At 71.8% G+C, this 20,012-nt stretch carries 17 protein-coding genes and 1 pseudogene; 10 read left to right on the top strand and 8 right to left on the bottom strand.

Going from position 1 to position 20,012, the window contains the following annotated elements:
• Positions 1–71: 71 nt before the first annotated feature.
• From ACLQ25_RS00195 to ACLQ25_RS00185, 3 genes are read left to right on the top strand one after another with little or no spacing between them, the layout of a single operon-like run.
• Positions 72–1,412 carry a hypothetical protein gene (locus tag ACLQ25_RS00195; RefSeq protein ID WP_425727921.1) on the top strand — a complete coding sequence of 447 codons (1,341 nt, stop codon included), beginning with the start codon at positions 72–74 and terminating at the stop codon, positions 1,410–1,412.
• Positions 1,409–2,017 carry a hypothetical protein gene (locus ACLQ25_RS00190; protein WP_396802088.1) on the top strand — a complete coding sequence of 203 codons (609 nt, stop codon included), beginning with the start codon at positions 1,409–1,411 and terminating at the stop codon, positions 2,015–2,017. Before ACLQ25_RS00195 ends, ACLQ25_RS00190 begins: the two co-directional genes overlap by 4 nt.
• A gap of 4 nt (positions 2,018–2,021) precedes the next feature.
• Positions 2,022–2,627, top strand: a complete 606-nt coding sequence (locus ACLQ25_RS00185) for a hypothetical protein (protein WP_425727919.1) — start codon at positions 2,022–2,024, stop codon at positions 2,625–2,627.
• 46 nt (positions 2,628–2,673) lie between these two features.
• Here the strand turns inward: ACLQ25_RS00185 and ACLQ25_RS00180 are convergent, their stop codons facing one another.
• Positions 2,674–5,262: a LuxR C-terminal-related transcriptional regulator gene (locus ACLQ25_RS00180; RefSeq protein ID WP_425727917.1), complete on the bottom strand. Its 2,589-nt coding sequence runs from the start codon at positions 5,260–5,262 to the stop codon at positions 2,674–2,676.
• Between the two features lie 254 nt (positions 5,263–5,516).
• Here ACLQ25_RS00180 and ACLQ25_RS00175 point away from each other — a divergent pair, with 254 nt between their 5' ends.
• The gene (locus ACLQ25_RS00175; protein ID WP_425727915.1) at positions 5,517–6,704 is read left to right on the top strand and encodes an RNA ligase RtcB family protein; all 1,188 of its coding nucleotides are present in this window, start codon (positions 5,517–5,519) and stop codon (positions 6,702–6,704) included.
• Positions 6,701–7,363, top strand: a complete 663-nt coding sequence (prfH, locus tag ACLQ25_RS00170) for a peptide chain release factor H (protein ID WP_425727913.1) — start codon at positions 6,701–6,703, stop codon at positions 7,361–7,363. The genes ACLQ25_RS00175 and prfH overlap by 4 nt, the downstream gene beginning before the upstream one ends.
• 14 nt (positions 7,364–7,377) lie before the next feature.
• Here the strand turns inward: prfH and ACLQ25_RS00165 are convergent, their stop codons facing one another.
• Complete coding sequence (locus tag ACLQ25_RS00165; protein ID WP_425727911.1) at positions 7,378–8,271, bottom strand: alpha/beta fold hydrolase; 894 nt, start codon at positions 8,269–8,271, stop codon at positions 7,378–7,380.
• Between the two features lie 183 nt (positions 8,272–8,454).
• Between ACLQ25_RS00165 and ACLQ25_RS00160 the strand changes: the two genes are divergently transcribed.
• Positions 8,455–9,282, top strand: coding sequence for a PIG-L family deacetylase (locus ACLQ25_RS00160; protein WP_425727909.1), 828 nt, complete (start codon positions 8,455–8,457; stop codon positions 9,280–9,282).
• 43 nt (positions 9,283–9,325) lie between these two features.
• Here the strand turns inward: ACLQ25_RS00160 and map are convergent, their stop codons facing one another.
• Positions 9,326–10,144, bottom strand: a complete 819-nt coding sequence (gene map, locus ACLQ25_RS00155) for a type I methionyl aminopeptidase (RefSeq protein ID WP_425727907.1) — start codon at positions 10,142–10,144, stop codon at positions 9,326–9,328.
• A 101-nt stretch (positions 10,145–10,245) separates the two neighbouring features.
• Here map and ACLQ25_RS00150 point away from each other — a divergent pair, with 101 nt between their 5' ends.
• Together ACLQ25_RS00150 and ACLQ25_RS00145 are read left to right on the top strand one after the other, a co-directional pair.
• Entirely contained in the window at positions 10,246–10,512 is a 267-nt protein-coding gene (locus ACLQ25_RS00150) for a helix-turn-helix domain-containing protein (RefSeq protein WP_425727905.1), read from the top strand.
• Between the two features lie 656 nt (positions 10,513–11,168).
• Positions 11,169–12,602 (top strand): arabinofuranosidase catalytic domain-containing protein, encoded by a 1,434-nt coding sequence (locus ACLQ25_RS00145; protein ID WP_425727903.1) that lies wholly within the window; start codon positions 11,169–11,171, stop codon positions 12,600–12,602.
• A 142-nt stretch (positions 12,603–12,744) separates the two neighbouring features.
• Here the strand turns inward: ACLQ25_RS00145 and ACLQ25_RS00140 are convergent.
• A pseudogene (locus ACLQ25_RS00140) lies at positions 12,745–13,023 on the bottom strand (ricin-type beta-trefoil lectin domain protein); the annotation flags it as partial.
• Entirely contained in the window at positions 12,924–14,102 is a 1,179-nt protein-coding gene (locus ACLQ25_RS00135; RefSeq protein ID WP_425727901.1) for an extracellular catalytic domain type 1 short-chain-length polyhydroxyalkanoate depolymerase, read from the bottom strand. The gene ACLQ25_RS00135 and the pseudogene ACLQ25_RS00140, both read right to left, overlap by 100 nt.
• 360 nt (positions 14,103–14,462) lie before the next feature.
• Here ACLQ25_RS00135 and ACLQ25_RS00130 point away from each other — a divergent pair, with 360 nt between their 5' ends.
• Positions 14,463–15,032, top strand: a complete 570-nt coding sequence (locus tag ACLQ25_RS00130) for a hypothetical protein (protein WP_425727899.1) — start codon at positions 14,463–14,465, stop codon at positions 15,030–15,032.
• On the opposite strand, the gene ACLQ25_RS00125 is transcribed toward ACLQ25_RS00130, so the two are convergent.
• Together ACLQ25_RS00125 and ACLQ25_RS00120 are read right to left on the bottom strand one after the other, a co-directional pair.
• On the bottom strand, positions 14,998–15,786 hold the full coding sequence (locus tag ACLQ25_RS00125; RefSeq protein ID WP_425727897.1) for a phosphatase PAP2 family protein: 789 nt from the start codon (positions 15,784–15,786) through the stop codon (positions 14,998–15,000). The two genes, ACLQ25_RS00130 and ACLQ25_RS00125, sit on opposite strands and share 35 nt — an antisense overlap.
• 83 nt (positions 15,787–15,869) lie before the next feature.
• The gene (locus ACLQ25_RS00120; protein WP_425727895.1) at positions 15,870–17,510 is read right to left on the bottom strand and encodes an MDR family MFS transporter; all 1,641 of its coding nucleotides are present in this window, start codon (positions 17,508–17,510) and stop codon (positions 15,870–15,872) included.
• A 174-nt stretch (positions 17,511–17,684) separates the two neighbouring features.
• Between ACLQ25_RS00120 and ACLQ25_RS00115 the strand changes: the two genes are divergently transcribed.
• A complete protein-coding gene (locus tag ACLQ25_RS00115) occupies positions 17,685–18,302 on the top strand; it encodes a TetR/AcrR family transcriptional regulator (RefSeq protein ID WP_425727893.1) in 618 nt (205 codons plus the stop codon).
• Between the two features lie 6 nt (positions 18,303–18,308).
• Here the strand turns inward: ACLQ25_RS00115 and ACLQ25_RS00110 are convergent, their stop codons facing one another.
• A complete protein-coding gene (locus ACLQ25_RS00110) occupies positions 18,309–19,907 on the bottom strand; it encodes an arabinofuranosidase catalytic domain-containing protein (RefSeq protein ID WP_425727891.1) in 1,599 nt (532 codons plus the stop codon).
• Between the last annotated feature and the right edge of the window lie 105 nt (positions 19,908–20,012).

Here is a 20,012-nt window from a genome sequence, read left to right as displayed (position 1 = left end):
GTAGTCGGGTGGGCCAATCTACGTAGCGGCTGCGGACGTCCGACCACCCGGCTCGCGGCTGCAATGGACACATGACCAGCAACGAGGCCGCGAAGGCCAGCGACCCGGACAGCGCCGAGGCGATCGCCCGGCCCACCACCGCACCGACCACACCGCCGCAACGAACCACCCCGGACGAGGCTCCGGCCCGGGCGGACGTCGCCGCACCGGCGCCGCCGCCGGTCCGGGCACCCGCGCCGGCCCGCGAGGCCGAGCAGGCGCAGCGCGCCGACGGGCCGCCCGACACGGCGGTGCCGGCCAAGGGTGACGCCCAGGCGGCACCGGCCACGCCGACGGCGACACCGCCGACGACCATCACCGCCGACACCGTCGCCGCCCGGGCCGTCGTGCTCGACGGCGCCGACAACGCTCTCGTCCTGACCAACTTCACGACCCGCGCGTACACGATCGGGATGAACGGCGGCACCAGCACCATCAGCCTGGCGAACGACAAGCGCGCCTACACGACCGTTCTGGACGGGCAGAACGGCAACCTGTGGGCCGCCAACAACGTCAACAGCCGGAGCCTGAGCGCCAACCAGGTCGACCTGGACGGGCCGGGTAACCACGTGAAGTTCTGCCACAGCAAGACCCGCACGTACACCATCGGCATCGACGGCGAGCACAGCTCGATGTCCTTCGCCCACCCCGACACCCGGCAGTACCGGCTACTGCTCAACGGCACCACGGGCGACGTGTGGGCCGCCAACAACGTGAACAGCCCCAGTGTCACGGCGACCAACGTGTCCGCGACCAACGCGGTCAACTCCAAGGTCGTCGCGGCGAACGAGGTCGACCTCGACGGCGCCAACAATCACATCAAGTTCTGCCACAGCAAGACGCGCACCTACACGGTCGCGATCAGTGGTGACCAGAGTTCGATGTCCTTCGCCAACCCGGACACCCGGGCGTACACCGTGGTCATCGACGGCGTGCACGGCGACATCTCGCTCAGCAACGCCGACCTGGCCGAGGAGTTCGACGTCGCGGCCGGTCACCTGCCGTCGGCGATCCCGGGCGCGGTGCTCGTGATCGGCGAGACCGGCGCGTTGGAACTGGCCGACAAGCCGTACGACACGGCGGTGGCCGGTGTGGTCTCCGGCGCCGGCAGCTTCGCGCCGGCCATGGTGCTGGACCGGCGACCGGACAGCGAGCAGCGTCGTCCGCTGGCCCTGGCCGGCAAGGTCTACTGCCTGGTCGACGCGACGCACGGCGCGGTGCGCCCCGGCGACCTGCTGACCACCTCCCCCACCCGGGGACACGCCATGCGGGTGGCCGACCCGCTCAAGGCGGTCGGGGCGATCCTGGGCAAGGCGCTCGGGCCGCTGCCGACCGGCCGGGCACTGGTGGCGATCATGGTGACCACGTCATGAACAGCCTGCGTCAGAAGGCCGGGAAGTACCTACGGTTCGAAGCGCCCATGACGGTGCGGGAGGTCGGTACGGAACTGGGCCACCCCACCGGATCCACCCGCCGGCTGCTCGTACAGCTCGAACAGACGTCGAGCGAGTGGTTCTCCGGGAGCCTCCTGCCCTCCAGCGTCAAGGGTTCGGCGTGGCTGCGGCTGTTCAGCGACGGCGGCTACATGTTCGACGGGCACGTGCACGAGAACGGCGCCGTCACGCACAACTGGTCGCTGGTCGCCACGCCGGGCTTCGTGGACGATGACGGCAACGCCTTCGTCTTCTCCAAGAGCGGCAAGGTGTCGGACAACTCGAGCACCGACACCTTCGCCGAGCACGGGCAGGACCCGCGGATCGCGCAGTACTGGGATCAGCTCAGCACGGCCAGCGTGAACTTCCGGCTGAGCGTGTCGATGAACGTGGCAGAGCTGATCGGCAACATCCTGAAGTGGATTCCGGTGGTGATCTTCGGCGCGGTGGTCGCCGGGTGGGTCGCGTTCTTCGGCCAGCCGGGCAAGGTCCACGCGTACAAGGACGAGAACGGGACCACCCACTTCTGGAAGTCGAGGGAGTGAGGCCATGGCCAGCGTCCGTACCGCCGCCGGCCGGTACCTCGATATCCGTGCTCCGCTGACGCTGCGTCAGGTGGGCGCGCAGGTCGGGCATCCGGGCGGGTCGACGAGGGTGGCGATGGACCGACTGGAACAGGAGTGGACCGAGACGTTCTCCGGCAGCCTGCTGCCGTCGAGCGTGAAGGGCACGGCCTCGCTGCGGATGGCCAGCGACGGCCACTACTGGTTCCAGGGGCACGTACACGAGAACGGCTTTCTCAGCCACAGCTGGAGCTTCGCCGCCGGACCGAACGTCGTGGACCAGCACAGGAACGTGTTCGTGGCCATCGCCACCGGCCGGGTGACCGACGACCACAGCAGCGACGACTTCAGCATCACCGGTCAGGACCCGCGCATCGCCGAGTTGTGGGAGCAGATCCGGTACGCGCCCGTCAGCTTCCGGCTCGACGTCACGGCCAACTTCGCCGAGGTCGCCAAGAAGGTGGGCACGGCGATCCTGACCGGGTTGGGTTTCACCCTCCTGGTCGGCACGATCAACGTCCTCGGCGCCAAGGGCGCGGACTGCCGTGAGGACTCCAACGGCAAAATCACCTGCTACACGAAGAACTCCTAGGGCGGTGGCCGGGGCGCACGTCGCGCCCCGGCCACCGTCGGTGTCCTCAGCCGGCAGGCCGCAACGCGTCCGACAGGTCCCGCCGCGAGGTCACCGCCAGCTTGCGGTAGGCCCGACCCAGATGTGTCTGCACGGTACGCACCGACAGCACCAACGCCTCGGCGATCTCCCGGTCGGACAGGCCCCGGGCGGCGAGCCCGGCGATCTGCCGCTCCCGCGCGGTCAGCCCGGCCACCCTCGCGGGGTCTTCCCGCACCGCCGACCGCAACCGGGCACGCAGGTCGACGGCGAGCCGGACGGTGTCGGTGACCCCGGCCCGCCGGCCGACCTCGCCGGCCACCTTCAGCGCCTCCCCGGTCATGTTCATGTCCACCAGACGGTGCGCGTGCTCCAGGATGACGGTGGGATCGCGTCCGGCCAGCGCGATCACCGCCCGGCCGGCGGCCACGAGCCGCTCGGCGTCCACGTGGACGAGAGCCTCGGCGACGCGGTCCGCGTAGCGGGCCGGACCGGCGACCGGGTCCAGGTGCGCGGCGTAGATGAGATAGCCCAGTTCCACCAGCCAACTCCCGGAGGCGTGCGCGACGACGATCGCCTCGTCCATCAGCTCGCCCGCCCGAGCGCGCCGACCGGTCGCCGCGGCGACCGCCGCCAGCGCCCACGGCCGCAGCCCCGGGACCAGCGCGACCGCGTCGACGGGGTGCGCCCGTAGCACCGCCTCCGCCTCATCCGGGCGGCCGTCCTCGGCCAGGGTGACGGCCAGCCAGCCGGTTGCCTCGGCACGGAACATGCCGTTGCCACCGGCCTGCTGGGCGACGGCGTCCCGGAGCCGGCTGATGGCGCCCGCCCGATCCCCGCTGACCCGCTGGGCGTACCCGTCGAAGAGGGGCCAGGCGGTGGGGGACAGACCGGAGACGAGCGGGTCCGGGGGCAGCGGCCACCGACCGGCGGCGGGGTCGCTGACCGGACCGGTCGGGGTGGGCTGACGCCACAGCTCGGCCAGTGCCACCGCGGCCCCGGCCATGCCACGGATCTGCGGCATGGCCGAGGAGCCGGCCCGCTCGACCGCCTCGACCACCGCGCGGCCCACCCGTACCGCCTCTTCCGTGCGGCCGGCCAGCACGAGCGCCGCGACCGACGCCAACATGACCCGCAGCCGCGCGCCGCGCGGGAGTGACTCGCCCAGGAGCTGACGAGCGCTCGCCAGCGCCCGTGCCGTCTCGCCGCTGAACAACTGGACCAGCACGCCGGCCACCGCCAACTCCGCCCGGCCGGCCGCATCGGCGTCCGCGCGCAGTCGCCGCAGGTCGTCGTACGCCTGTCGCGGCTCCCGCCCGACCCAGAGGCGGTGCGCGGCCAGGGCCACGCCCACCGTCACCCGGGCGGTCGGGTCACCGGCCGTGTCGGCGTCACGTGCGGCGGTACGCAGCGTCTCGTACGCCTCGACGGCGCGGCCCTGCTCCGCGAGGGCGGCGCTGAGCGCGACCGCTGCCGACGCCCCACCACCCTCCTGCCAGGCGCGTCGGGCCAACTGTTCCGAGGCCGCCGGGTCGGCGTACAGGCACAGGCCGGCCGACCGAACCAGCTCCGGCGGGTCAACCGGTTGCCCGGCGTGCACCGCCCAGAGCGCGCGGGCCACCGCGTGCGAGCCACGCGGCGTGGCCTGCCGCGCGCCGGTCAGCAGCGCGGCGGCTATGCGGCGACGCCGGGCGGGTGACATGCGTCGGCGTACCGCCGCGCCGAGCATCGGATCGCGCAACCGCACCAGGACCTCGTCGCCGCGCTCCTCGCTGCGGACCATACCGAGCTGTTCGAGGTCGGCGAGCAGTTCCGGCGACGCGGCGGCCTCCGCGACGGGAAGCGGCAGCGGCCCGCCGAGCGCCATCGCGGCCAGCGCCTCCTCACCGGGGCGGCCGACACGGTCCAGCTCCCGGTCGAGCAGGTCCGCGACCTGTGCCGGCACCGCCAGACCGGCGCGCCAGCGCCACTGGTCGCTGTCGCGGGCCAGCGAACCGACCTCCTGCCCGTGGTCGAGCAACGCCACCGCCAGATGCGGCAGTCCGCCGGTCCACTGCCACAGCAGGTGGGTGGTGGAGCGGCTGACCGGACCCGCCAACCGCTCCGAGGCCAGCGCGCCGACCTCGGCCTCGGTCAGGGCGGGCACCACCAGTCGGGACAGTCCGACGTCCTTCCACAGCGCGACGACGGCGTCGGGCACCGGGACCCCCGACCGGACGGTGAGCAGGGCCCGGGCCGCTCGGGCCTGCACGAGGCCGAGCAGCACACCGGCGGACGGCCCGTCGAGCAGGTGGGCGTCGTCGACGACCAGGACGGGCGTGCGGGCCGGCCCGCACCGCTCGACCAGGCTGGTCAGGACGGTGCTGTGCACCAGGGCCGGGTGCAGGGCGGGGTGACCGCCCGTGAGGAGTCGACCGAGCGCGCCGAAGGGCACCTCCTTGCTCGCCTCGGTGGCGGTGATCCACACCGTGGCGAAAAGTCGCGGCGGCAGGTCGGCGACCACCGCGCGAGCGAGGGCCGTGCGACCCACCCCCGCCGGACCGATCAGGACGGCGCCGTCGGCCCGCACCAGCGCGGCGCGGGCCTCGGCGAACGTGCCGTCACGCCCAGTCAGCATTCCCGGATGATGACGGGCGAGCCGCGTCCCGGGCCATCACCCATCCGACAGATGGCGAGCGGCGTCAATCGTGCCGGGTCGGCAGGTGCCCACGCCCCACCGATAACCAGTTGCCGTGCGCATCAGACATCGCCACAGTGGTGCCCATGACGTACTGACGGACACCACCTGAGCACCGCGCCGAGGCCCATTTCACGCCGCCCGGTGCCGTACCGCCGTCCGTCCACTTGCGACTCAGCGAGAAGTGAGCGTCGTTGTCCGAGCACCACTCCCCCGGGGAGTCCCTGTCCCTGTCCACCCCCGCCACCGTCACCGTGTTCGCGTCCGCCTCGAGTTGGATCGAGTCCGCCGCGCTCGACCAGTGCCGGCAGGTGGCCGCCCTCGACGGCATGGTCCACGTCGCCGGCATGCCGGACCTGCACCCGGGCAAGGGCGCCCCGATCGGCGCGGCCATGGCGTCGACAGTCCTGTACCCGTTCCTGGTCGGCTCCGACATCGGCTGCGGTATCGCCGTCTTCCCGATTCGACTCCGGCGCGTCGTACCCGAGCGGCTGGCCGCCCGGTTCCCGGACCTCGACCGCGCGCTGGACCCGGAGCGGGACGCCGACGACCCCGCCTGGGCCGTCCTCGCGGGCGACGTTCCCGCCGGCCACCTGGACGGGCTCGGTACGGTCGGCCGCGGCAACCACTTCGTCGAGCTGGCCCGCGTCGACACCGTCTTCGCGCCGGAGCACGCCGACCGTCTCGGGCTGGCAACCGGTGACCTCGTCCTGGTCGTGCACAGCGGTTCGCGGGGCCTGGGTGAGCGGATCCTGCGGACGCACACCGAGACGCACGGGGCGGGCCCCGCACCCGACCCGGCCGCCTACCTGACCCGACACGACGAGGCGGTGCGCTGGGGCTCGCTCAACCGACGGCTGCTGGCCGCCCGGGTCGCGTACGCCCTGGGGGCCGAACCGACCGAGCCGGTCGTCGACCAGTGTCACAACCTGGTCGAGGTGCGCGACGGCGTCTACCTGCACCGCAAGGGAGCGGCGCCGGGTGACGGTCGCGATGTGCTCGTCGCCGGTACGCGGGGCACCGCGTCGTACCTGGTGGCCGCCCACGCCGGGGCGGACGCCAACCATTCGGTGGCGCACGGCGCGGGTCGCAAGATGTCCCGCGCCGACGCGCTCCGCCGGGGCCGGGCCAAGCACACGGTCGAGGAGCTACGGCGTACGCCGGTGGGTTCGCTGGTGGTGTGCGGCGACCGGCAGTTGCTCTTCGAGGAGGCGCCCACCGCGTACAAGCGGATCGAGCAGGTGATCGGCGATCTCGTCGCGCACCAGCTCGCCACGCCGGTGGCCACCACGATCCCCCTGGTCACCTACAAGACGCCGGACGTCGGGGCCGCGCCTCGCTCGGACCGGCGGGACCAGCGTCGCGGGCGGGGTCGGTCGTGAGCCCGGCTCTGTTGCTGTCCGCCGGCCGTGGGCCGCGGGAGTGCGCGTGGGCGCTGGCCCACCTGCTGCGCCGTCTGGAGGGTGACGCCATCCGGCAGGGCGTGGCGGTCCAGCGGGTCCACGTGGTGCCCGGCGACCGGCCCGGCACCTACCGGTCGGTGCTGATCCGGCTGTCCGGCGTCGACGTCGAGGCGTTCGCCGCCTCCTGGACGGGGACGTTGTGCTGGCAGGCGCCCAGCCCCTACCGAACGAGCGCGGGTCGAAAGAACTGGTACGTGACGGCGCAACCGCCGCCGAGTGACGCTCCCCCGACGACGTTCGCCGAGGCCGACGTCGAGATCGTCGGCTGCCGCACGGGCGGTCCCGGCGGCCAGCACCGGAACAAGGCCAGCACGGCGGTACGCGCCACCCACCGCCCGTCGGGCCTCGTCGTCGTGGTGGACGACGAACGGCAGTTCAGTCAGAACCGGCGCATCGCTCTGGAACTGCTTCGCCAGCGTGTCGAGCGCGGCGACGAGGCGGCCCGCCGCGCGGTCACCACAGCCAGGTGGCGCATCCACGACGACCTAGTACGAGGCGATCCGACCCGCGTCGAACGCCCGGAGCCGACCTCGACGCCGGGTCGACGGCGGCGCGGACAGGCGGCCTCCGGCCACTGACACGCGGCCCCGCCTCACACCTCCAGGACCGCGTCGGCGAACGCCCGCGGCGCCTCCTGGGGCAGGTTGTGCCCGACACCGCCACCGACGGTCCGGTGCTCGTACCGGCCGGAGAACTGCTTGCCGTAGACGCTGGGGTCCAGGTGGGGCGCGCCGTTGGCGTCACCCTCCAGCGTGATGCTGGGCACCGTGATCTTCGGCTTGCCGGCGAGGCGCTTCTCCACCTCGGCGTACTGCGGTTCGCCGTCGGCCAGGGCCAGCCGCCACCGATAGTTGTGGATCACGATGTCGACGTGGTCGGGATTGTCGAACGCAGCGGCGCTGCGGTCGAACGTCGCGTCGTCGAACGTCCATTTCGGCGATGCCGTCTGCCAGATGAGCCGGGCGAATTCGCGGCGGTTGCGGTCGTACCCCTGCCGGCCGCGCTCGGTGGCGAAGTAGTACTGGTACCACCAGGAGAACTCGGCCTTCGGCGGCAGCGGCACCCGGCCCGACTCCTGACCGTCGATCAGGTAACCGCTCACCGACACCAGACCCGCACAGCGCTCGGGCCACAACGCGGCCACGACGTCGGCCGTACGCGCTCCCCAGTCGAATCCGGCCAGCTTCGCGCTGTCGATGCCCAGGGCGTCCATGAGGGCGACGAGGTCGAGCCCCATCGCGGCCGGCTCGCCGTTGCGGACGGCGTCGTCGGCGAGGAACCGGGTCGTGCCGTAACCCCGCAGGTACGGCACCACGACCCGGTGGCCGGCGTCGGTGAGCAGCGGCACGACCTCGGTGAAGCTGTGGATGTCGTACGGCCAGCCGTGCAACAGGATCACGGGCGGCCCGTCCGGCGGGCCGGCATCGACGTACCCGACGTTCAGGACCCCGGCGTCGATCTGTCGCACGTCCTCGAAGTCCGCCATGGGAACCGGTACCTTTCGTCCAGGCTGTTGGCGCGTGGCATCGGTGCGCCGGCCGCCCCGACAGCGTAGGAAGCCCGGAGCGGCCCGACGGCGCGTTGGGCGAAGAGGCCAGGACCGGCCGGCAGATGGCTAGGATGCGTCGCCTACCCCTTCCGGGCGTGACGCTGGTCGTAGGGTGATGACATGGCTGAGCGATCCCTGACCCTGATGGCGGTGCACGCGCACCCCGACGACGAGGCGACGAGCACCGGTGGCGTCCTCGCCCGGTACGCCGCCGAGGGTGTCACCACGGTCCTCGTGACCTGTACGGACGGGCGGTGCGGCGACGGGCCGGGCGGGGTCAAGCCCGGCGAGCCCGGTCACGATCCGGCCGCCGTCGTGGCGATGCGTCAGGCCGAGCTGGAAGTCAGCGCGGCCACCTTGGGAATCACCCACCTGGAGACGCTCGGCTACGCCGACTCCGGGATGATGGGTTGGTCGACGAACGACCAGCCCGGCTCCTTCTGGACGACGCCGGTGGCGCAGGCCGCGGACCGGCTCGCGGAGCTGATCCGCCGGTACCGGCCGGACGTCGTCGTCACCTACGACGAGAACGGCTTCTACGGTCACCCCGACCACATCCAGGCGCACCGCATCACCATGGCCGCCGTGGCGCAGTCCGACGTCCCCGCGAAGGTCTACTGGACCACCGTGCCCCGCACGGCGTTCGAGGAGTTCGGCCGGATCATGAAGGAGCTCGGCGTCGAGTGGGCCGACCCGGACGAGTCGTCGGACATGCCGGAGCTGGGTCTCCCCGACGACGAGATCACCACCTGGGTCGACACCCGCGCCCATGGTGCGCAGAAGTTCGAGGCCCTGGCCGCGCACGCCAGCCAGACCGAGAACATCTTCTTCCTCCAGCTCGGCCAGGAGCGGTTCACCGAGTTGATGGGCGTGGAGACCTTCGTCCGGGTGCGGGACACCACCGACGCGCCCGTTCCCGAGGACGACCTCTTCGCGGGCCTGCGCTGACGCGTGGCACACCGCCCCGCGCACGCGGGGCGGTGGTAGTCGGTCAGGAGGCCGCGGCCGACTGTCCGCTGCGGCGGCCCCGCTCCGGGTGCTCCCCGGGGCGGGACGTCAGCACCCGGGGACCGGACTCGGTGACTGCGATGGTGTGCTCGGAGTGGGCCGAGCGCGAACCGTCCGAGGATCGGATCGTCCAGCCGTCCTGGTCGAATTTGATCTTGTCGGTGGTCCGGCAGAGCCACGGCTCGATCGCGAGCGTCAGGCCGGGCTTGAGTGTCATGCCCCGGCCGGGACGGCCGTTGTTGGGCACGTGCGGGGCCTCGTGCATGGTGCGACCGATGCCGTGCCCGCCGAACTCGTTGTTGACCCGGTAACCGTAGCGGTGGGCGACCTCGCCGATGGCGGCGGAGATGTCGCCGAGCTGGTTGCCCGGTCGGGCGGCTTCGATGCCGGCCTTCAGCGCGACCTCGGTGGCCTCGATCAGCTTCAGGTCGGCCGGGTCGGGAGCCCCGACCACGAACGACAGCGCCGAGTCGGCGGCCCAGCCGTCGATCTCGACCGCCATGTCGATGCTCAGCAGGTCACCGTCGCGCAGGGGGTAGTCGTGCGGCAGGCCGTGCAGCACCGCGTCGTTGACCGAGAGGCACAGGACGTTACGGAACGGCCCACGACCGAACGACGGCGTGTAGTCCCAGTAGCACGATTCGGCACCACGTTCGGCGATGCGGCGGCGGGCATGGTGCTCGATCTCCACCAGGTTGACGCCGACAGCGGCCACCGTCCGCAGCTCGGCCAGCAGCTCGCCGACGAACTGGCCGGTCACGGCCATCCGGTCGATCTCCGCGGCAGACTTCAGCTCGATCACGACAAACCCTCCCCATCCGGTGCGGTATATTTATACCACGTCGCGCGGGAGTCCGGCGGGTCGACATTGCCGGCCTCCAGGGGCGGAACTATCCTGCTCACATGGTTCGGCCACCGCTCACACCGGAGCAGATCGCCGCAGGGCAACGCCTTGGCGCGGCGCTGCGGGTCGCGCGGGGCAGTCGCAGTATCGTCGAGGTCGCCCTTGCCGCCGGCATGTCACCGGAGACCCTGCGCAAGATCGAGGTGGGTCGACTCCCGGCGCCCGCCTTCGGGACCGTGGTCTGCCTCAGCGAAGTCCTCGGTGTCGCGCTCAGCGACCTCGCCGACGTGTGGCTCGCCGACCCGCGGGTCCGCGAGGCGTCCTGAGTACTGGGCCAGGGCACGCTCGCGGCCATGCGCCGCCCGGAACACCCGGACCGGCACCTCGCTCGCTCCCCTGAACAGGGGTATCGGCGCCCAGAACCGGCCGACGGCCGGAAAGGCCACCGACAACCGTCTATGGACAGGGCCGCCTGTTAACGCTAACGTAACGACGGCCGTCGATAACTGACCGTCACCGGTGCCGTCCAGCTGCTGGCCCCGGCCGCGGTCTACGTCGTTCGCGGCGCGGGCGGGTGGAGCGTGGCCGACACGGGACGGCCCGAGTTCACCACCGGGCGACCCGTGCCGAGGGCCGGACGACGGATGCCTGACCAGCGGCGCCCGCAGGTCGGCATCACCCCGATCGGCCGGAGCCGTGCCGCCGATCGGCCTTCCCACGACCGCTCCAGGCCACAGCCACCGCCGTCACCGCGACCCCGGGCCGGGTCGCGGGCGGCGACCGCACCGCCGCATACCCGTCGCGCCTGGCCCGCCGACCCCACCGTCCGCACGGTCGATCCCGCGCCGGACGGTGCCGGCGACGCCGTACGCGCCCGCGGACCGGGCCCCGTCCCGTCGTCCCCCTGCTCAGAGTCCGGGCCCGAGCAGGGTGAACGGGGCGGGGCCCGCACACCGCCAACTCCCACCCATGAGGAGAGAACGTGCGACCCCAAGACATCCGCCATCGGCGGCCGGCGCTCGTCGCCGCGGCCGCCGCCCTCGTGCTCGTCGGCGCCGCCGCCGCTCAGACCGGCGCCTCAGCGGCCGCCGCCGGCTGCCAGGTCACCTACGCGGTCAACTCCCAGTGGCAGGGCGGCTTCGGCGCCAACGTCACCATCACCAACGTGGGCGACGCCATCAACGGGTGGCGGCTGACCTGGAACTTCGCCGCCGGCCAGACCGTCACCCAGCTCTGGAACGGCAGCTTCACCCAGGCCGGCTCCCAGGTGAGCGTCACCAACGTCGCCTACAACGGCAGCATCCCCACCAACGGCAGCACCAGCTTCGGCTTCAACGGCAGTTGGACCGGCAGCAACCCGACGCCGACCTCCTTCGCCCTCAACGGCGTTACCTGCAACGGCGTGGTGGACCCGACGACGCCCCCGCCCACCACACCGCCGCCCACCACTCCCCCACCGACCACGACGCTGCCCTGCGACATCTACGCGTCGGGTGGCACGCCCTGCGTCGCGGCGCACAGCACCACCCGCGCCCTGTACGCCTCGTACAACGGCTCGCTCTACCAGGTACGCCGATCCTCGGACAACACCACCCGCACCATCGGCGTCCTCAGCGCGGGCGGACGCGCCAACTCCGCCACCCAGGACAGCTTCTGCGCGAACACCACGTGCGTCATCACGGTCATCTACGACCAGTCGGGGCGTGGCAACAACCTCGGCTACCAGGGGGCCGGCGGCATCGGTGGCGCCGTACAACCGGCGGTCGCGACCAGGGAGTCGTTGACCGTTGGCGGGAACAAGGTCTACTCGCTCTACATCAACGGCAACAGCAGCTACTGGCGGGACGGCCACCTGACCGGCATCCCGACCGGCGCCGCACCCGAGGGCATGTACATGGTGACCAGCGGCACCCACGTCAACAGCGGCTGCTGCTTCGACTACGGCAACAGCGAGACCACCCGCCGCGCCGACGGCGCGGGCGCGATGGACGCGATCTACTTCGGCACCAGTTGCTGGTTCGGCGGCTGCTCCGGCTCCGGCCCCTGGGTGCAGGCCGACTTGGAGTACGGCCTCTACCCCGGCGGCAGCAGCTCCTGGAACAGCAACCAGCGGGCCTTCACCAGCAAATTCGTCACCGCCACCCTGAAGAACAACGGCACGTCCCGCTTCGCCATCAAGGGCAGCAACGCTCAGTCCGGCGGCCTCTACACCCTCTATGACGGGTCGCTGCCACGCGGGTACAGCCCGATGAGGAAGCAGGGCGCGATCATCCTCGGCAGCGGCGGGGACTGCTGCATCGACAACTCCAACCAGAGCGTCGGTACGTTCTACGAGGGCGCGATGGTGGCGGGCTACCCGTCCGACGCGACCGAGAACGCGGTGCAGGCGAACATCGTCGCCGCCGGCTACCGCTGAGAGCGCGTGACCGCCGCCCTGCGACGCGACGGCGGCGGTCACGAAGGTCCGCGCACGCCGTGTGGCCCGACCCGGGGATGTCCCGGGCCGGGCCACACCGGTGGTTCAGGCCGCGTTGCGGCTCACCACCATCGGGTACGCCTCAACCGCGCGTCCACTTCTGACCGTTGCCGCCGTTGCAGGTCGCGAGCACCACCTGGGTGCTGTTGGCGGTTCCACCGGCGTTCGGCGCGAGGCACAGTCCGGACTGCACACCGGTGACGGAGCCGTCCGTGTTGAGGTTCCACTGCTGGTTCGCGCCTCCGGTGCAGTCCCAGATGATCACCCGGGTGCCCGACGTCGTCGCGGCGCCCTCGGCGTCCAGGCACTTCGTCCCGTACACCTGGAGTTGCCGGCCCGCCGTCGAGGCCCACTGCTGGTTCGCGCCGCCGTTGCAGTCCCACAACGCGACCTGGGTGCCGTGCGCGACTGCGCCGGGACGTCCAGGCAGCGGCCGGCGGCGGAGTTGCGCAACGCCCCGGTCGTGCCGCCCGGGGGCGGCGTCGTCGGAGGCGGCGTCGTCGGAGGCGTCGTGCCGCCGGTGGTGTCGAAGCCGAGGAAGCGGATGGCCTGCGCGGCGTCGAACGGGATGGAGTGGCCGTACCCCTGGAAGCTGATCGCCTCGACCGGCGCGGTGCCGCCGGTGCCGCCGTAACGCGTCCTGGTGGCGCTGGCCTGCGGGTAGTCGGTGTAGCTGGGGGTCTGGGACACGCCCTGCACGTTTGTCCACTGCTTGATCTGCTCGCCGAAGTTGACGTAGCTCAACGTGGTGTCCGTGGTGCCGTGCCAGATCTGGAAACGGGGACGTTTGCCGGTGTAGCCGGGGTACGCGTTGCGCACCAGGTCACCCCACTGCTGCGGGGTCTTGACGATCCGGCCGCCGGAGCACTCGCTGTTCCACTCGGCGCCGTTCGTGGTGGCGAAGCAGCCGAACGGAACGCCGGACGAGCTGACTCCGGCGTTGAACACGTCCGGGTAGAGGGCGGTCATGACGTTGGTCATCATGGCGCCCGAGGAGAAGCCGGCGACACCGATGCGGTCCGGGTCGACCGGGTAGCGGCTCCGGACGTAGTCGATCATGGATTTGAGGCCGACCGGGTCGCTGCCGCCGTCGCGGCGCAGGGCCTGCGGGGAGGAGACGTCCCAGCACTTGCTGCTCCGGGTCACGGACGGGTAGATCACGATGTAGCCGTAGCGGTCGGCCAGCGAGCTGAGCCCGAAACCAGTGTGCACGGCCGGGCCGCTGCCGGTGCAGTAGTGCAGGGCGAGCAGCAGAGCCGGACGTGCCGCGACCCGGTCCGGCACGTACAGGTGCATCTGCAGGTTCGTCGGGTTGGTGCCGAAGTTGGTCACCTGGGTGAGAGTCGCGGCCGACGCCGGGGTGGCGACCGTGACCACGGCCGTCATCGTCGCCAGAGCGGTCGCCAACGCGGCGGCCAGCAGTGCGAACCTTGTTCTCATGGGCGGATCCTTCTGGGTCGGTGGCGGCGGGGGTGGCGGCGCCGCGCGGGAAGGACGTCCGGCCCGATCGTCGGGGGACGTCCACGGGGGCACGCGACATCTGCCGCGCGTCGCCGGCGGCTGGTGACAGGGCCTGATGGCGACGTCCGCTTGCCCGGAGGGGACGTCCGGATGGTGGGGGCCCGAAGCGGATGGCTCGCCCGGTGAGCCGTGGGTGCGGCCGCCTCGACATCGACTGTGAGCGATAACATGCCGTTCGTCAAGCGGTAACGGATGACGCCGACGACGCCCGCACGGGGAGAACCGGACCGGGTCCGAGCCCGCGCGGCGACACCAATCGGCGGCAGGCATCATGTCGGCGTGAACTCAACCCTGGCCGCTCTGCTCGGCTCCGCGATCACCGCCTGCGCCTCGCTCCTCGTCGTGTGGACGCACAGCCGGGTCAAGCGACGCCAACGCGAGCGGGCCGAGCTTCAGCGGGCGTACGTCCTGGTCCTGTCCGGCGCGCTACGCCTCGCCCACAAGGTCGAGGCGTTGCGGCAGACCCGGTACTGGCGGTCGGGTCTGCCCGAGGCGGGCAACGACCTGCTCGGCGGGCACAAGCCGCTGGGGCCGATGGGGCTGCACGACTGGCTGGCCCGGGACATGGTCACCGTGGAGGCCGCGTGGTCGGAGATCTGGACGCGCGGGGACCAGGACGGAATCGCGCTCGCCAACGGGCTGATGACCTCGTACAACGCGGTGCTGGCCGCCGCGTTGCAGGCCAGCGGGAGGGAGCCGTTCGAGGCGTCCGACGACATGACGACCGCGAGCCGCCGCCTCGGCGAGGCACGTCGGCAGCTCGCCCTGCACGCCCGCCGGGTCGCCAAGCTGGGTCCGCGGGACGTCGACCTGTTCACCGAGCGGGAGTACGGCGTGCCGGTGGGCTGATGTCGGGCTCGGCGTCGGCAGGGGGAGCCGACGCCGGCAGCGCCAGGTGGACGACGCCGAGCATCGCCGCCGCCAGCACACCGTCGAGCCAGTAGTGGTTGCCGGTCGCCACGACGACGAGCATGGTGACGAGCGGGTGGGCCAGCCACAGCCACCGTAGGCGTCCACGGGTCACCGCGACGAGCGCGACGGCGACGGCCAGCGCCCACCCGACATGCAGGGACGGCATGGCCGCGTACTGGTTGCTGAGCGCGTCGGTGTCGGGCGGCCCGTAGACGGAGGGCCCGTACCGGCTGCCGGTGTCCAGCATGGCCGTCAGCGCGGTCAGCCGGGGCGGCGCCAGTGGGACCACGACGTGCACTGCCAGGGCCGCCGCGGTGAGCACGGCGAGCGTACGGCGGGTGTGCAGGTAGCGCGCCGGGTGCCGCAGGTAGAGCCAGACCAGGGTGAGGGCCGTGGCCGGGAAGTGCACGTACGCGTAGTAGCCGTTGGCCAGGTGCGCCAGCAGGGTGTGCGAGAGCACGGGGTGCTGGACGACGGCCTCGTCGGGCAGGCGCAGCAGCCGCTCCAGATGCCAGACCGACTCGCCGTTGGCCAGCGCGGTGGACACCCGGCCGGCCACCACCATCCGCGCCCCCTTGTAGAGGAGGAACAGCGTGGCGACCAGCAGCAGCTCCCGCACGGCCCGGCGCGCCGCAGCGGCCCGCCGGCCGGGCGTGACAGACCTTGACGCCGTCAGCTCGGCGATTCCCACAGGCGTCTCGATTCAGTCTCTCTCAACCAGGGGCCGCCACCGTTCGTGACGGTGGCGGCCCCTGGTTGTGTGTTCTGGAGAGGTCAGCGCCGCTCGGGCGCCCCCTTCGCCGTGGAATCGACGGCGACCTGGTCGAACGCGGGCGCTCCGTCGACCGCGTCGGCGGCCACCGCCGTCGACGTGGCGGCGTCCGGCAGGTCGAGGCTGGTCCGCAGGGTGACCGGCCGGAGCAGGAGCGCGGCGATGACGCCGACCACCCCGATGGCCGCGGAGATGAGGAAGATGTGGCCGGTGGCGTCGCCGTACGCGGCCCGGACGATGTGCTGAACCCCCTCGGGCAGCGCGGTGATGTTGAGGTTGCTGTCGCCACCGCTGCCGGAGGTGGGGATCCCGGCGGCGGCCAGGTCGCGCGTGATCTGGTCGGTGACCCGGTGGGCCAGCACGGCGCCGAGCACCGAGACGCCGACGGCGCCGCCGAGCGACCGGAAGAACGCGACGCTGGCGCTGGCCGCGCCGATGTCCTTGAGGGCCACCGTGTTCTGGACGGCCAGGACGAGGTTCTGCATGGTCATGCCGACGCCGGTGCCGACGATGAACATGCCGACGCCGACGAGCACCAGGGACGTCTCGTGGTCGATGATGCCGAGCAGGCCGAATCCGACGACCAGGGTGATCGATCCGGTGACGATGTACGGCTTGATCCGCCCGGTCCGGGTGATCAGCCGGCCGGCGACGATCGAGGAGCCGAGGACTCCGGCCATCAACGGGATGGTGAGGAGGCCGGCCTCCGTCGGGCTGTAGCCCCGGCCGATCTGGAAGTACTGGCCGAGGAAGACCGCGCCGCCGAACATGGCCATGCCGACCGCGAGGCTGCCCAGGATGGCCAGGGCGGTGGTGTGCTCGCGCACGATGGCGAGCGGGACGACCGGCTCGGCCGCCCGCGACTCGACCCAGACCGCGAGGGCGAGCAGGAGGAGCGAGCCGGCCACCATGGCCGCGCTCTGCCACGAGACCCAGGCGAACGAGCTGTCGACGAAGGAGATCCAGATCAGCAGCAGGCTCACGCCGGCGGCGATCAGGCTCGCGCCCAGGTAATCGATCTTGACGTTGTCCCGCCGGAAGGTCGGCAGGTGCAGGGTCACCTGGAGCAGGATCAGCGCGACGACGGCGACCGGAACGCCCACGAAGAAGCACCAGCGCCAGCCGAGCCAGGATGTGTCGACGATGAGGCCGCCGAGCAGCGGGCCACCGACGGTCGCCACCGCCATGACGCCGCCGAGGTAGCCGTTGTAGCGGCCCCGCTCGCGCGGCGGGATCATGGCGGCGATCGCCACCTGGACGAGAGCCTGCAGGCCGCCGACGCCGATGCCCTGGAACGCGCGGGCCGCGATGAGCTGGCCGGCGCTCTGCGAGAAGCCGGCGATGACGGAGCCCAACAGGAACACCACGATGGCGACCTGGATGAGGAGCTTCTTGTTGAACAGGTCGGCGAGCTTGCCCCAGATCGGGGTGGTGGCCGTCGCCGTGAGCAGGGTCGCGGTGACCACCCAGGTGTACTGGGTCTGGGAGCCGTTCAACGCACCGATGATCTTCGGAAGCGCGGTCGAGACGACCGTGCTGCTCAACATCGCGACGAAGAGCACCAGCAGCAGGCCGCTGAGCGCCTCGAGGGTCTGCCGATGGCTCATCGGCTCGGCGCCGGGCGTGGTGGTGGGTGCGCTCATCGCGCGACCTCCCGCTTGTCGTGGGTTCCAGGACGGCAACCAGGCGTACGCGGCGGCCTGGGGTACGGACATCCGCGCGCCTAAGTTGGTTGCCTCACGCAAGCATCTACCGATCTTGCCCAGTCGGCAAGTTTGCCCATTGAGAAGCCGCTCACTCGACGTACGCTGACGACGATGGACGAGATCACCGGCCTGCGGGAGCGCAAGAAGGCGGCCACCCGCCTGGCCCTGCACGAGTCAGCCCTGCGCCTCGCGGCCGAGCAGGGCCCCGACAGCGTGACCGTCGAGGCGATCGCCGACGCCGCCAACGTCTCCCGGCGGACGTTCTCGAACTACTTCTCGAACAAGGAGGAGGCGCTCTTCTACGGCGATACCGTGCGCCTGCGCCGCCTGTTGCAGTTGGTGCGTGAGCGGCCGGGCGGCGAGCCGCCGTGGACCGTGCTGGGCCGGGCGGCCGAGAACCTCACCGCGGAGTCGTCGCGCGACCGCGACCACGACTGGCTGACCCGACGCCGGCAGTTACGCGGGCACCCGGGCCTGGCCGCGCACCAGGTCGCGGCGTACACCGCGATCGAGCGCGAGTTGGCGGCCGAGCTCGCGCATCGCCTCACCGGCCCCGATGTGGCGCTGCGCGCCCGCCTGCTGACCGCGACCTTCCTGGCCGCCCTGCGCGTCGCCATGCAGCACTGGATCGACCACCCGGGCCGCGACCTGCCGGAAATCGTACGAATCGCGCTGAGCGAGGTCGGACCCCCGCCGGCCGTGCGGCCGGCGGGGGACTCGACGTCCTGATCGTCGTCAGCGGTAGCCGGCGCTCACCACGTTGGACTGGACCGCGTTCTCGGTCGCGTCGGACGGGTAGCCCGCAACCATCGCGCCCTCGTAGAACGTGCCGGCGCTGAGGTTCGCGCCGCCGTCGGGCTTGCAGCAGTCGCCGCCGCTGCCCAGGATGATCGCGCCCTGCTTCTTCATCGGGCTGTAGCCGGACGGCAGCGAGCCGTCCCACAGCGTGTACAGGCTGCCCGACTGGGCGTCGCTGCCCTTCATGGCGAAGCGGGACGTGCCGTTGTTCTTCAGCGTCGCCGTGACGAACTTGCTGGTGAACGCCCGCTGGTTCGGGTTCCACGAGCTGCTGCCGCCCGGGAACAGGCCCCACTCCAGGTCGGCCTGGACCCACGGGCCCGTACCGGAGCAGCCACCGAACCAGCACTGCTTGCCGAAGTTGATGGCGTCCATCGCACCGGCGGCGTCGGCCTTGCGCGTCGTCTCGCTGTTGCCGTAGTCGAAGCAGCAGCCGCTGTTGACGTGGGTGCCACTGGTCACCATGTACATGCCCTCGGGCGCGGCGCCGGTCGGCACGCCAGTCAGGTGCCCGTCCCGCCAGTAGCTGTTGCCCGGGTTGATGTAGAGCGAGTACGCCTTGGCGCCGCCCACCGTCAGAGACTCCGTGGTGGCGGTGGCCGGCCTGCTCTGCGGCGAGCCCGGAACCACGCTCGACCCCTGGTACCAGAGGTCGTTGCCGCGCCCGGACTGGTCGAAGACCACCGTGATCACGCACGTCGTGCCCGCACAGAACGAGTCCTGCGTCGCCGCGTTGGCGGTGCCACCCGTACCGGTCAGTCCGATGTTGCGGGTCGTGTTGTCCGACGAGCGCCGGACCTGATAGAGGTTGCCGGCGTACGTTCCGTAGAGGGCCCGCGTGGTGCTGTGGGCCGCCACGCACGGGGTGCCGCCCGAGGCGTAGATGTCACACGGGCGCGCGCCGCCCGGCGGCGGGCTGGTCGGCGGGGCGGTGGTCGGCGGGACGCTGGTCGGCGGCGTGCTCGGCGAGGCCCACTGCTGGTTGGCGCCACCATTGCAGGCCCAAAGAATGATCTTCGTGCCGTTCGCGGTGCCGGCACCGTTGGCGTCGAGGCACAGCCCCGACTGCACTCCGGTGATGGTGCCGTTGCTGTTCACGTTCCACTGCTGGTTGTTCTGCCCGTTGCAGTCCCAGATGATCGCCTGGGTGCCGTTGGTGGTGCCGCGGCCGGAGGCGTCCAGGCACTTGTTGCCGTACACCGAGAGCTGTTTGCTCGACGTCCAGGTCCAGGTCTGGCCGGCCGCGCCGTTACAGTCCCACAACTGGGTCTGCGTGCCGTTGGCGGTGCCGGAGTTGGGGACCTCCAGGCACCGGCCCGAGGCCGCGCCCACGATGGTGGTGCTCTGTCCGGGCGCGATGGCCGCCGCCATCGCCGCGGCCTCCGCGGCTGACGACGAGGCACCGGCCGTGGCGCCGACGGTGACGAGGACAAGGGCGCCGGCCAACGCGCCGGCCAACATGGCCAGGCGCCCGGGGCGACGTCTCGGGATGGGATCGCGGGCCAGGCCGGGCCCGGTGGGGGACGGGGTACGCACAGGATGGCTCCTGGAGAGTCGTGGCAGCGCACGGGGTGTGCCGACGCGCCGCAGGGTGGTGGCGGGGCGGGCGAATCGATTCGTAGCGATCGTAGGAGCGGATTT

It is taken from the genome of Micromonospora sp. DT44, assembly GCF_049841635.1.
Lineage (GTDB): Bacteria > Actinomycetota > Actinomycetes > Mycobacteriales > Micromonosporaceae > Micromonospora.
This window is presented reverse-complemented; position numbering and strand designations above follow the sequence as displayed.